Annotated in this window: 10 protein-coding genes; 7 read left to right on the forward strand and 3 right to left on the reverse strand. The window is 64.8% G+C overall.

Annotated elements, in window-relative coordinates:
* Positions 1 to 22: 22 nt before the first annotated feature.
* Positions 23 to 1066, reverse strand: a complete 1044-nt coding sequence (locus tag EJ068_RS05925) for a CapA family protein (RefSeq protein ID WP_127253717.1) — start codon at positions 1064 to 1066, stop codon at positions 23 to 25.
* 148 nt (positions 1067 to 1214) lie between these two features.
* Between EJ068_RS05925 and EJ068_RS05930 the strand changes: the two genes are divergently transcribed.
* The 7 genes from EJ068_RS05930 to EJ068_RS05965 all read left to right on the forward strand — a co-directional run bounded on the left by EJ068_RS05930 (position 1215) and on the right by EJ068_RS05965 (position 9840).
* Positions 1215 to 2471, forward strand: a complete 1257-nt coding sequence (locus EJ068_RS05930; protein ID WP_127386100.1) for a hypothetical protein — start codon at positions 1215 to 1217, stop codon at positions 2469 to 2471.
* 321 nt (positions 2472 to 2792) lie between these two features.
* On the forward strand, positions 2793 to 5927 hold the full coding sequence (gene uvrB, locus EJ068_RS05935; RefSeq protein WP_127253732.1) for an excinuclease ABC subunit UvrB: 3135 nt from the start codon (positions 2793 to 2795) through the stop codon (positions 5925 to 5927).
* A gap of 504 nt (positions 5928 to 6431) precedes the next feature.
* Positions 6432 to 7958: an ABC-F family ATP-binding cassette domain-containing protein gene (locus EJ068_RS05945; RefSeq protein WP_127251732.1), complete on the forward strand. Its 1527-nt coding sequence runs from the start codon at positions 6432 to 6434 to the stop codon at positions 7956 to 7958.
* 102 nt (positions 7959 to 8060) lie between these two features.
* Positions 8061 to 8450: a nuclear transport factor 2 family protein gene (locus tag EJ068_RS05950; protein ID WP_126081681.1), complete on the forward strand. Its 390-nt coding sequence runs from the start codon at positions 8061 to 8063 to the stop codon at positions 8448 to 8450.
* A gap of 93 nt (positions 8451 to 8543) precedes the next feature.
* Entirely contained in the window at positions 8544 to 8726 is a 183-nt protein-coding gene (locus tag EJ068_RS05955; protein ID WP_042645761.1) for a hypothetical protein, read from the forward strand.
* 147 nt (positions 8727 to 8873) lie between these two features.
* A complete protein-coding gene (locus EJ068_RS05960; protein WP_126081680.1) occupies positions 8874 to 9290 on the forward strand; it encodes a glyoxalase/bleomycin resistance/extradiol dioxygenase family protein in 417 nt (138 codons plus the stop codon).
* A 196-nt stretch (positions 9291 to 9486) separates the two neighbouring features.
* Positions 9487 to 9840, forward strand: coding sequence for a DUF1428 family protein (locus EJ068_RS05965; RefSeq protein ID WP_042640215.1), 354 nt, complete (start codon positions 9487 to 9489; stop codon positions 9838 to 9840).
* A 269-nt stretch (positions 9841 to 10109) separates the two neighbouring features.
* Here EJ068_RS05965 and EJ068_RS05970 read toward each other — a convergent pair whose 3' ends face one another.
* Both EJ068_RS05970 and EJ068_RS05975 read right to left on the reverse strand, forming a co-directional pair.
* Positions 10110 to 11750, reverse strand: a complete 1641-nt coding sequence (locus EJ068_RS05970; RefSeq protein ID WP_126081678.1) for a tetratricopeptide repeat-containing sulfotransferase family protein — start codon at positions 11748 to 11750, stop codon at positions 10110 to 10112.
* 198 nt (positions 11751 to 11948) lie between these two features.
* The gene (locus EJ068_RS05975) at positions 11949 to 12338 is read right to left on the reverse strand and encodes a Kazal-type serine protease inhibitor domain-containing protein (RefSeq protein WP_126081677.1); all 390 of its coding nucleotides are present in this window, start codon (positions 12336 to 12338) and stop codon (positions 11949 to 11951) included.
* Positions 12339 to 12757 lie beyond the last annotated feature (419 nt).

Here is a 12757-nt window from a genome sequence, read left to right on the forward strand (position 1 = left end):
CTGTGCCCGCGGTGATCGGCGACTAGTCCCCGGGAGCAGGAAAAATCGCCTGCAGCCGGGCCGCAACCCGCCGCTTGAGCGCGCCGCCCAGAGCCTCCACCGGCACCAGCCGCTCGTGGTTGCCTGCTCGCAGTCGCATGAAGAAATGCTGCCGGTAGGCGGCGATCCTACCGTGCGTGGCCGGATCGGCGCTGACGTCGACCACGAATATCGAGCCGATGCGTGCGGGCCATGGCGTGCTGGCCAAGGCAGTGCCGAGGAAATCGCCGAGCCCATAAGCGGTGACCCCGCGACCGATGCGCTCGACCGGCTGCACGACATGGGCATGATGGCCGACGATCAGCCCGGCGCCCTTATCCGCCAGCAGCCTCGCCAGCGCCCGCGTCGCCTTGCGCGGAAAATGCCGGAACTCCCAGTCCCAGTGCGGCACGGCGCAGGCAAGGTCGACGCCGGACATGGCGTCGTGGGGCCATTCGGCGGTCTGCATCGAGATCCGTTCCTCAAACGGCGCGGCGCCGGTGTTGCGCCAGAGCGTGAAGGCCGCGAAGCCGATCGTCAGTGATCCGGCGGCATGACTCTGGACAGGTCCGCCTGCAACCGTTCCGATGGTCCGGATCCCGAGCCGGTTGAGCGCCGCAAGCGTTTCCTCGAAACCGGCTATGCCCTGATCGAGCACGTGGTTGTTGGCCAGGGACAGCACCAGCCTGTCACGCGCAATGCCGGCTGCTGCGAGCGCATCGGCCAGGAAACGCTCGCTCATCGCATGATGCGTGCCGAGCCGCGTGCCCATGGTCGTGTATGGACGTTCGACGATAGGGCTTTCGCAATTGCCGACCACGAGGTCAGCGGAGGAGAGCAGCGCGGCGATCGTCGGATCGCATTCCGGGGCATCGCGATTGGCAACGGCCGAAATGTCGCCGACAAACGCCAGCCGCACTGTCCGCATGGGCGGCGGATCGATCAACCTCGCCGCCGGCGCCACAAAACCGTTTCGGTCGCCACCGAGAGACGGTCGCAGCAGGCGTGGCAACCAGGACAGTTTGTAGGAAAGCGGATAATTCGACACGGGCAGGTCCAGTTTTGCTTTCTCTAGACTGTCTGACCGGCCGATTGAAGCCGGCCGCCGTATCGAAAGCAGCCCGCCAATCGGCGTGGGCTAGGCGACGCCACGAGCCAAATGCGTGTATGCTTGCAACACGACGCAGTGGAGGGCGATGACGATGCGTAGAGCGATCCTTGCAGCAGCCTTGTTTGCATTCCTGCCGGCATCCTTCGCCTGGGCGGAGATGCCGGACGCAGCCAAGTCCATGTTCGAGGCGAAGAGCGTGGCAGAGCGGAACGCGGCGCTGTCGACGTTGGAGGCGGCAGCGGCGAAGGACCCGGCAGCGGCCTATGCGGCCGGCGCCGGCGAGTTCTTCACCGCGCTCGAGCTCCTCGCCGGCGGCCTGCATCGCCACGGCTTCGACAGCCCGAAATCCTTCATGCTGCCGCTGATGCAGCTGCCCGTGCCCGACAATCCCAACCCGCAGCCGCTGACCTATGAGGAATTCCGCGCCATCCTGGTCTCCTTCCGCGACCGCCTGGAAAAATCCGCCGCAACGCTGGGTTCCGTCCCGGCCAACGCCGACATCGGCATGGTCGTTGACCTCACCCGCGCCGGTATCGATCTCAACGAGGACGGCGCCATAGCGCCCGACGAAAGCTTCGCCGCGATCATGGCTTCGCTCGCGCATGGCAGCATCGACACGAGCGCTGCCGCGCCTTCGCTCACCTTCCGCTTTGATCGCGCCGACGGCTTCTGGCTGCAGGGCTATGCCGAGTTCCTGATGGCGCAGGCCGATTTCTGGCTGTCGCATGATTTCAAGGCCATGTTCGACGGCTCTTTCCACATGCTGTTCCCGCGCGCCAAACTGCCGCTGCAGGATGTCCTGGTGCCGCTGGACGGCGGCATGAGCGGCAACATGTTCGCCTCGGAATGGCGCTTCGCCGACTTCATCTCGCTGGTGCATCTCGTCAACTGGCCGGTGGTCGAGCCGGAACGCCGGCAGGCCGCACGACGCCATCTGCTGGAGATGATCCGGCTGTCGCGCGAAGACTGGAAAGCGATCCTGGCCGAGACCGACAATGACCGCGAATGGCTGCCGGGACCGCAGCAGAAAGGCGCCAATCCCCTCACCGGCCTCGACGTCGGCCAGGAGCAGGTAACCGCTTGGCTCGCCACGCTGACCATGGCCGAGGACCTTCTCGAAGGCCGCGTGCTGCTGCCGCATTTCCGCATCGCCGGCAAGGGCATCAACATGAAGCGCTTCTTCGACGAGCCGAAACCCTTCGACCTCGTTCTGTCGATCACCGGCCCCGGCATCGCGCCCTATCTCGAAAACGGCAAGATCCTCACCAGCAACGATTTCGACCAGATCCAGCGCGAGTTCGGCGGCGCCGGCTTTTTGACATTCGCGCTGTGGTTCAACTGAGGGTCGCAAGTCTTGGGTTCCTCGCCGCCATGGAATGGGGAGAGGTGGCTCGGCGAAGCCGGGACGCAGAGGGGAGCGTCGGTTCGGGCGGCGAAAGCGCCTCGAAGAGAAGGGGCTTCCACCTTACGAAGCCCCTCTCCGTCCGCTTCGCGGACACCTCTCCGCGCCTCTGGCGGGGCGAGGAACCTGAGGTCGGCGTTAGCCAGCCACATCGGATCATGACGCCTCTGCTGACAGCCTTCTGTCAGCAGCGTCCGCGCCCGGCTGGCGCCCTTTCACTCGCCCCTTTCCATTTCGGCCGAGTCCACCCATATTCGGGCCATGGCCAGACATCCTGACAAGAAGACGCCTTCGCAAGACGGCGCGCCGAAGCGGCGCAGCCCGCTGACCGACTTCCTCGACGCCGCCGAGCCGTTGAATCCCGGCGGCTTCGCCGAGGCGCCGCAGGCTGATTTCACCGGGGCGCCGCTGACCGGCTCGATCTCCGATTGGGCTGGGCAGATCGAGCGCGAGGCGGAAAAGCAGCCGAAGGCCAAAGCCCCGAAGAAGATCCCAGAGCGCTCGTCGGCGCCCGGGCGCACGGCGCGCGGCACCTCGATGGGCGGCGCGGCCTCGGCCAAGGAGCGCGCCGCCGCCGGTCTCAACCCGGTAGCCGGTCTCGACATCAGCCTGGAGGATGCAGAGCAGGTTTCGTCCAGCGGCGTCACCGCGACCGTCGCGGCGCTGTCGGCGCTGATCGAATCCGGCAATCCGCTGCACAAGGACGGCCAGCTCTGGACGCCGCACCGGCCGGCCCGCCCGGAGAAGTCGGAAGGCGGCATCGCCATCAAGATGGTGTCGGACTTCGAGCCCGCTGGCGACCAGCCGACCGCCATCAAGGACCTCGTCGAAGGCGTCGACCGGCACGACCGCACCCAGGTGCTGCTCGGCGTCACCGGCTCGGGCAAGACCTTCACCATGGCCAAGGTGATCGAGGAAACGCAACGCCCGGCCCTGATCCTGGCGCCCAACAAGACGCTGGCCGCGCAGCTCTACGCCGAGTTCAAGAAGTTCTTCCCCGAGAACGCGGTCGAGTATTTCGTCTCCTACTACGACTACTACCAGCCGGAAGCGTATGTGCCCCGGACCGACACCTATATCGAGAAGGAATCCTCGATCAACGAGCAGATCGACCGCATGCGCCACTCGGCGACGCGCTCGCTGCTGGAGCGCGACGACGTCATTATCGTCGCCTCGGTCTCCTGCATCTACGGTATCGGCTCGGTCGAGACCTACACGGCGATGACCTTCCAGATGCAGGTCGGCGACCGGCTCGACCAGCGCTCGCTTCTCGCCGACCTCGTCGCCCAGCAATACAAGCGCCAGGACATCAACTTCGTGCGCGGCTCGTTCCGTGTGCGCGGCGACACGATCGAAATCTTTCCCGCCCACCTTGAAGACCGCGCCTGGCGCATCTCGATGTTCGGCGACGAGATCGAGTCGATTACGGAATTCGATCCGCTGACCGGCCAGAAGACCGGCGAGCTGAAGAGCGTCAAGATCTACGCCAATTCGCACTATGTGACGCCGCGCCCGACCTTGAATCAAGCCATCAAGTCGATCAAGGAAGAGCTCAAGCACCGCCTGCAAGAGCTTGAAAAGGCTGGGCGTCTCTTGGAGGCGCAGCGGCTGGAACAGCGCACACGCTTCGATCTGGAGATGCTGGAGGCGACCGGCTCCTGCGCCGGCATCGAGAACTATTCGCGCTATCTCACTGGCCGCCAGCCGGGCGATCCCCCGCCGACGCTGTTCGAATATGTCCCGGACAATGCGCTGATCTTCATCGACGAGAGCCACGTCACCGTGCCGCAGATCGGCGGCATGTATCGCGGCGACTTCCGCCGCAAAGCGACGCTGGCGGAGTACGGATTCCGCCTGCCCTCCTGCATGGACAACCGGCCTCTGCGCTTCGAGGAATGGGACGCCATGCGACCGCTCTCGGTCGCCGTTTCGGCGACACCGGGCGGCTGGGAGCTGGAGCAGTCCGGCGGCGTCTTCGCCGAGCAGGTCATCCGCCCGACCGGGCTGATCGACCCGCCGGTCGAGGTGCGTCCGGCCAAGAGCCAGGTCGACGACGTCGTCGGCGAAATCCGCGACACGACGCGGCTCGGCTACCGCACGCTGGTCACCGTGCTCACCAAGCGCATGGCCGAGGATCTCACCGAGTACCTGCATGAGAACGGCATTCGCGTTCGCTACATGCATTCCGACATCGACACGCTGGAGCGCATCGAGATTCTGCGCGACCTGCGCCTTGGCGCCTTCGACGTGCTGGTCGGCATCAACCTTCTGCGCGAAGGCCTCGACATTCCGGAGTGCGGCTTCGTCGCCATCCTCGACGCCGACAAGGAAGGTTTCCTGCGTTCGGAAACCTCACTGATCCAGACCATCGGCCGCGCCGCCCGCAATGTCGACGGCAAGGTCATCCTCTATGCCGACCAGATCACCAGCTCGATGGAGCGGGCGATGGCGGAGACCAACCGCCGCCGCGAGAAGCAGATGGAGTGGAACGCCGCCAACGGCATCACGCCGGAATCGGTCAAGTCGCGCATCGCCGACATCCTCGATTCCGTCTACGAGAAGGACCACGTCCGCGCCGACATCTCGCAGTTCACCGACGATGCCGGCGCCATGATTGGCAACAATCTGAAGACGCATCTCGAGGCGCTCGACAAGCAGATGCGCGATGCCGCCGCCAATCTCGACTTCGAGAAGGCCGCGCGCATCCGCGACGAGATCAAGCGGCTGCGCGAGATGGAGCTTGCCATCTCCGACGACCCGCTGGCGCGTGAGGTGGAAAGCCAGAGCCCCGCTTCGGGCCGCGAGAAGGGCAAGCACAACAAGGGCGTGGCCAGGCATCGTACCGCCGAGGAACAGGAGCGCTTCCGCAGGCTCGACGAAGCGCGCGCCGCCGAGGAAGCGGCCAAGGCCGCCCGGCCCAACCTGTTCCGCAAGCCGCATCTCGACGAGATGGGCGCCGACGGCGCCGTGCCGGTGAAGAAGCCACTCTTCGCCAAGCCGTCGATCGACGACATGGGGCCTGGCACCGACATGGCGACACCGGCGGGCGCCGTGTCGCGCTCGCTGTTCAAGAAACAGTCGGCGGCAGAAGCGCACGGCTCCGACTTCGGCATTCCCGGCGACCGCACCAAGCCGTTGTTCCGCAAGAACTCGCTCGACGAGATGACGGTGCGCCGTACGGAAAAGCCCGTCGAGGGAAAAGTGCCGGCGAAGCCAAAGCCGATCTCCCCCCTTGTGGGGGAGATGTCCGGCAGGACGGAGGGGGGCGCGAAGGAACGCGGCGATTCCAGCAAACCCATCGTCCGCCAGCGTTCGGGCATCGGCTCCTACGAGGAGCCGGCCGACGAGCGTCGCCAGAAGCGTCGACCGGGCAAGACGGGACGGCCAGGGCATTGATTTCCGAAGGTCGGTTCAAGACACGTTGAGATGCTGGCGGGACAGCGCCCCTCTCTGTCCTGCCGGACATCTCCCCCACGAGGGGGGAGATTGGCGGCTGAAGCGCCGGCTTCCATCTTGCAACGCTGGCGATTGGCGAGGCGCCTATGACAGCTAATCTCCCCCCGGGGGAGATGGCCGGCAGGCCAGAGGGGGGCGCGAAGGAACGCGGCGACTCCGTTGCAGCTGTGAACTTCGCCGCCCCTTGCCATTCGCCCCCTCCCCGGTGTACCCAACCCCAACTCGAACTCTGGAAAGGAGGGCTGCGTGTCTATCGATCACCATCGTCAGCGTGGCCCGATTTGCGCCCTGCGAGCTTGCTTGCAGGGCTGACCGGACGGTCCGGGTTTTTCCCGTTTCGATTTTTGGTCTGCCCTTCGTGGTGCCGCTAAGCTGATCCGTTGATCAGCCGGCGCACCGTCAAAGTGCATCAGCCGGACTTTCCGGCAAGACCAGAGAAATCGAATGGCCCTGATCAGCCTCAAATCCGTCGGCGTCACCATGAGTGCGCCGCTCTTCTCCAACCTCGACCTCACCATCGGCGCCGGCGACCGGCTGGGCATCGTCGCAGCCAATGGCCGTGGGAAGTCCACCTTGCTCAAATGCCTGGCCGGTGAATTCGAACCCACCTCCGGCGACATCACCCGGTCACGCGGCCTGCGCGTCGGCCATGTCGAGCAATCCGTTCCCGGCGCATTGCTCAACCGCAGCTTCCATGACGTCGTCGCCGACGCCTTGCCGGTCGAGCAGCGCGACAGCGAGTTGTGGCGCGTCGACGTGGTTCTCGACTCGCTCGACGTGCCGGAAGACATGCGCGGCCGGCCGATGCGCGCGCTGAGCGGCGGCTGGCAGCGGCTGGCGCTGATCGCGCGTGTCTGGGTCACCGATCCCGACGTGCTTCTGCTCGACGAGCCGACCAATCATCTCGACCTCGCCAGGATCGGCCAGCTGGAGGACTGGCTGAACGCGCTGCCGCCCGACGTGCCTGTGATCGTCGCCAGCCATGACCGCGCTTTCCTCGACGCTGTCACCAACCGCACGCTGTTCCTGCGTCCCGAAGAGTCGCCGGTGTTCGCTCTGCCCTATTCACGCGCCAGGCATGCGCTCGACGAGCTCGACGCCTCGATGGCGCGCAAGTTCGAGCGCGACATGAAGATCGCCCAGCAGCTGCGCAAGCAAGCCGCCAAGCTGAACAACATCGGCATCAATTCAGGCAGCGACCTTTTGACGGTGAAGACCAAGCAGTTGAAGGAGCGGGCAGAGAAGCTGGAGGATGCCGCCGTACAAGCGCATCGCGAGCGCTCGGCCGGCGCGATCAGGCTGGCGAACCGCGGCACCCACGCCAAGGTGCTGATCACGCTGGAGGACGCGGCGGTCGAAACGCCTGATGGCACACTGCTATTCAGGACCGGGAAGCGCCATATCTGCCAGGACGATCGCATCGTGCTGCTCGGCCGCAACGGCGTCGGCAAGACGCGCTTCATCGCCATGATCCGCAACGCCATTGCCGAACCCGGCTCGATTGCGAACATCAAGGTGACGCCGTCGACCGTGCTCGGCTACAGCGACCAGGCGCTGTCGGGCATCAATGGCGAAGACACGCCGCTGGCAATGGTCTCGCGCCGGTTCGAGATCGGCGAGCAGCGGGCGCGTTCGCTCCTTGCCGGCGCCGGCGTCGTCATCGAGATGCAGGACAAAAAGATCGGCGCCTTGTCGGGCGGGCAGCGGTCGAGACTGATGATGCTGGTATTGCGGCTGACCAACCCCAATTTCTATCTGCTCGACGAGCCGACCAACCATCTCGACATCGATGGCCAGGAAGCATTGGAGGACGAGTTGCTGAAGCATCAGGCAAGCTGTCTGCTTGCCTCGCACGACCGCTCCTTCATCCGCGCCGTCGGCAACCGCTTCTGGCTGATCGAGAAGCGGCGGCTGACCGAGGTCGACGACCCGGAAGCGTTCTTCCGCTCCGTCGCCGAAACGCCGAACTGAGAGACGATACACCCGCCGGGCCGTCGCCGCCGGCCCGGCGATACTTTTCCATCTGCTAAAAAAAGCGCATGCTGAATTGCTCAACCATGGAGGGGACGGGCCATGCGTGCAGTGGAAATCGTCAGCAATCTCTACAAAGCCTATGCGGACCGCGACATCGAGGGTGCCCTGGCGCGGTGCGCGGAGGATGTCGTGTTCCGCTGGATTGCCGATCCCCGGCAATCGCGTCATGCCGGCACCGCGCACGGCAAACAGGAATTCCTCTCCAGGCTCCTGGCGCTCGACGATGACTTCGAATACCGCCACTTCGTCCCGGTCGAGATCATCGACGGCGGCGACAAGGTTGCCGCGCAGGTCGAGATCCATATGACGCGCCGTACCACCGGCGAGGAGCTCATCATGCGCACCGCCAATTTCTGGACGGTCCGCGACGGCGAGATCATCGAGATGGTGGAGTATTACGACACCGCGCTGGCGGCATCGGTGTTCTGAAAAAGATTTGGAGCGATCTGTCGGATCGCCTGTTGCCGCCTCGTCCTTGGGATGCCGACACGATGATGCCGGCATCAACCAGGGAGAATTGTCATGTCGGTACTGTCGTCCATCGGCCGCCTCGCCAACCGGTATGCCGAGGCGCGTGCCCGTCACCGCAGCGAGCGCATCCTGCTGTCGCTGCCCGCAGAGCTGCGCAAGGACATCGGCTTTCCGGAGATTTTCGAAACGCGCGAAAGCCGCCGCGCCAGCACCTTCTCGGCGAAGGTCATATAAAATGATGCTTTCAATGCGATTGTCCCGCGGCCGCGCGCCTTCAAGGCAAGGCGCTTAAGAAGAATTTCTGGAGGCATGTAGGATCGCCGCCGCTTCGTCCGTCCTTGGGCCGCAAGCCACGTCAAACCCGTGAAGAGGAACACGAATATGAACGACCAGACCCCGCCCCGCGCCAAGGTCCTTGGCGGACTGACCCCCTACCTGCAGGTCGACGGCGCCATCAAGGCCGCCGAATTCTACAAGAAGGCTTTTGGCGCGGAGGAAGTGTTCGCCTATCCGCCGGACGACAAGGGCCGCACCATGCATATCCATCTCTACGTCAACGGCTCGACGCTGATGCTGGGCGACGCCTATCCGGAACACGGCCATCCGCACCAGGCGGCGCAGGGCTATACGCTGCAGCTCCATCTCGGCAGCGACGACATCGACGCCTGGTGGAAGCGGGCGGTCGATGCCGGCTGCGAGGTCGTCACCCCGCTGCAGGTGATGTTCTGGGGCGACCGCTGGGGCCAGGTGAAAGACCCCTTCGGCATCGCCTGGGCGATGAACGCGCCGGTGAAGTGAGCCGTCCACCTCTCCTCCTGTCTGTGGGAGAGGTCGGATTGCCCCGATTTGCCCTTCGCAAATCGGCTGGCAATCCGGGTGAGGGGTAGCTTGGCGCCAGGCTGAGGCACCCTTCATCCAAGTCGGCGTTGCGCGCCGATCCACCTTCTCCCGCAAAGGGAGGAGGGAAAGCCGGGCCCAACCAAGGAGTTTCACCATGTCCTATGTCGACGGTTTCGTGATTGCCGTGCCGAAGGCAAATCTCGACGACTACAAGAAGCTGGCCAACACCGCGGGCCCGATTTGGATGGAGCACGGCGCGCTCTCCTATGTCGAATGCATCGGTGACGACGTGCCCTATGGCGAGCTGACCTCGTTTCCGCGTGCCGTACAGGCGAAGGACGACGAGATCGTCATCTTCGCCTGGGTCGTCTACGAATCCAGACAGAGCCGCGACGCGGTCATGGCCAAGGTGATGGCCGATGAACGTCTCAAGATGGACTGGTCCGCCATGCCCTTCGATGGCAAGCGCATGATCTTCGGCGGCTTCCAGCCGTTCATCGAGCTTTGATCACAGCCTATCGGTCGTCATCCACGGGCGGAGCAGGAGCGGAGCTCCTGCGCAGACCCGAGGATCCATGCCGTGACTTGGAAGCGCCGCGGCGGTCCAGAATTCTGCACCGTTGCACGTTTCGATCGAGGTAACGGCATGGATTCCAGGGTCTGCGCGCGTCGCTTCGCTCCTTGCTCCGCCCTGGAATGACGAGGTCGCGAGGTAGCGGCTAATCGCGGACCCCTGCGATGACTCAGAGCAAGCGGCCTGCCGGTTCAATGCTTGCTCTATCCGTTCTGCAGCTTGTCCAGCAGCGGCTTCAGTCGATCCCCATACCGCTTCCACAGATCGACCGAGCCCTGATACATCGGCTGGCGCACCTGCGCGGCGGAAGCGGTGCGCACCGGCCGGTCCGTCTCGTGGAAGGACAGAACCTTGTCGTCCCAGGGCAGGCCGAGATGCGCCATCAGCGCCCGCGTCTGCCCTTCCTGGTCGGCGACGAAATCCTCATAGCGCACATCGTGCACGACGCCTGGCAGCACCTTGTGCCAATGCGCCATGATGTCGGTGTAGAGGTTATGGAAATCCGCGAGCTCGCCTAGGTCGTAGCCGTAACGATGGCTGTCGCCGCGGAAATGCACCTTGAAGATCGACAGGCACGTCGCCGCCGCGTCGCGCGCGCAATGGACGATCTTGGCCTTCGGCAGCATCATGTGCAGGAAGCCGACCAGCATGAAGTTCCCCGGCATCTTGTCGGTGACATGGCGGTAGCCCGGATAGCGGCTATGCAGCATGTCGAGATAGGCCTGACCCGCCTCGGCGAAGGCCTTGTCGGGCGTGTCGGCGATCCCGGCGGGGAATCCACCCGGCATGCTCATCGGAAACTGCTTTCCGACGGCCGTCTTCAAGATGTTCAACTCGCCGGCGCCATAGACCTGCGGATGGCTGGCGATGATCTGCTCGACCAGCGTGGTGCCGGAACGCGGCATGCCGACAACGAAGATCGGCGTGTCGGCTGAAATATCGCTTGTCCGGTGCTTCTCGAAGAAGGTCTTGTCGAAGGCCGCTTTCATCGCCTCGAATTCGCCGCGCGTGCGGACCGGATCGTAGTCGATGCCCTGGCGGCGGATGGCATTGCCCTCGGCGAAATAGTCGAAAGCGCGGCCATAGTCCTTGAGGTCGTCATTGACCTTGCCGAGACCGAAGGAAAGCTGCATGCGCGCCAGGCTGCCCTGTGGCGCCTTGGCATGCTCGGCCTCCATGCCGGCAAGCTCCTTGTCGCGTTCGGTCTGACGCTTGACCTGGGTCAAAAGCAGCCAGGCCTTGGCCATGCCGGGAACAACGGCCACCGCCTGTCGGGCAAGATCGGCGGCTTCGTCGAGCTTGCCCTTCTCCATCATGGCCACGCCCAGGCCGTAGAGCAGCTCGGCGTCCTTCGGCCGGATCGACAAGGACTCGCGGAACAGCTTGATCGCCTCATCCAGCCGCCCGGCCTCCTGCAGCGTTTCCGCAAGCCCGATGCGGGCGCGGACATGGAACGGGTTGCGGCCGATCGTGCCGCGAAAGATCTCCTCGGCGGCGTCGAACTGGCCGAGCTGCTTCAGCGACGAGCCGAGATTGTCGCGCGCGGCCAGTTGGTCCGGCTTGATATCCACCGCGCCGCGAAAGAAATCGACCGCGGCGGCGACCCGGCCGAGGTCGCGCATGACGGTGCCCATATTGTTGAGGAAGTCGGCATTCCTGGGCTGCAGCGTCACCGACTGCTCGATGAGCTCGAGCCCCTCCTCGCTGCGGCCGGTCTGGTGCAGCAGCAGTCCGAGGAATTGCAAGGCGGCGGCATGGTTCGGCTGCTGCCCCAGAACCTGCCGATAGAGCGCCTCGGCTTCCTGACGGCGCCCGGCCTGGTGCAGCTGCAGCGCCCGCTGCACATAGGGATCGAGCGGGCTGGCCGTTCCCGGCTTGCCGCCCGCATTCGCCGCTCTTCTTTGATCTCTGTTAATGGGAAACCTGCCGTGTTTGTTGGTCCGCCGGACCTAAGCCATGCGGGCAAGAGATTCAAGGCTAAGCAACACCACGCGCATTGCGGTGTCCATACCCGCCTGTTGAGCCGGACACCGCGTTGCTTTTCAGCACGGCCCGTCGCCGACGACGCGGTAATCCGCCGCGCGGGCCTCGCATGCGTTCGGGAAAGTGCGCACTTGCCCATGGCGCCTGGCGCAGACCGGGGCGTATTCGCGTGTGCAGAATGTCGGCTCGCCGCCACCACCGCCGTCGCGGCAAGGACCGTCGCGCAGGATGCGATACCCTTCCCGTTCGGCCAGGCAGGCATTGGCGAAGGTCTGGCGGTCGCCGCCGCGCCGGGCGCAGACCGGTTGGTATTGCATGGTGCAGAGCTGCGGATGCGGCCTGGGCGGGCGCGGCCGGGGCCCATCGTCGACGACCACCGTACAGGCCGCCAGCAGCGCGGACAGGATGAAAATGACAGCGGCCTGACGCGAGATCGCAAGAAACCGCATCTGTCCCTCCTTCATCCCGACCCGGTGATGCCAACTCGCGACATCCTCGCATTCCCCGCGGCAAACGCAACCACCGTTTGTGGCGCCCCCAGGCCCTTGGCCGACAGCCCCGCTCTGGCCCATGCTTGGCCCCTCTCTGGCCGATGACCCGTGCCGGCACGGGGTCTACTCGAAGCCCAGCGTTGGACGCGCCGCGGGCCGCCCGCGACCGTCGTCTTGCAACCATCACGTTTCCGTGTAATAAATTTCCCCGTTCGGGCATTTGCGACCCGGAGAGCGGAACGTTTTGGACGACCTTTCCCCGATAAGTGTGAATCTCTGACAACCCCGTTTTTCGGCGGGGGGTTTGACCATGCGCGAATGCATGACCGCCGAAGCAACCACCGGGATTTGCCCAAGGCGCGAGGCAGCGGGCAAAC

Source organism: Mesorhizobium sp. M2A.F.Ca.ET.043.02.1.1, assembly GCF_003952405.1.
Taxonomy (GTDB): Bacteria; Pseudomonadota; Alphaproteobacteria; order Rhizobiales; family Rhizobiaceae; genus Mesorhizobium.

What these genes read in the sequence shown, in the direction of transcription:
- EJ068_RS05930 (WP_127386100.1), top strand. Translation starts at nt 1,215, where the DNA reads ATGACGATGCGTAGAGCGATCCTTGCAGCAGCCTTGTTTGCATTCCTG.
- uvrB (WP_127253732.1), top strand. Translation starts at nt 2,793, where the DNA reads ATGGCCAGACATCCTGACAAGAAGACGCCTTCGCAAGACGGCGCGCCG.
- EJ068_RS05945 (WP_127251732.1), top strand. Translation starts at nt 6,432, where the DNA reads ATGGCCCTGATCAGCCTCAAATCCGTCGGCGTCACCATGAGTGCGCCG.
- EJ068_RS05950 (WP_126081681.1), top strand. Translation starts at nt 8,061, where the DNA reads ATGCGTGCAGTGGAAATCGTCAGCAATCTCTACAAAGCCTATGCGGAC.
- EJ068_RS05955 (WP_042645761.1), top strand. Translation starts at nt 8,544, where the DNA reads ATGTCGGTACTGTCGTCCATCGGCCGCCTCGCCAACCGGTATGCCGAG.
- EJ068_RS05960 (WP_126081680.1), top strand. Translation starts at nt 8,874, where the DNA reads ATGAACGACCAGACCCCGCCCCGCGCCAAGGTCCTTGGCGGACTGACC.
- EJ068_RS05965 (WP_042640215.1), top strand. Translation starts at nt 9,487, where the DNA reads ATGTCCTATGTCGACGGTTTCGTGATTGCCGTGCCGAAGGCAAATCTC.
- EJ068_RS05975 (WP_126081677.1), bottom strand. Translation starts at nt 12,338, where the DNA reads ATGCGGTTTCTTGCGATCTCGCGTCAGGCCGCTGTCATTTTCATCCTG.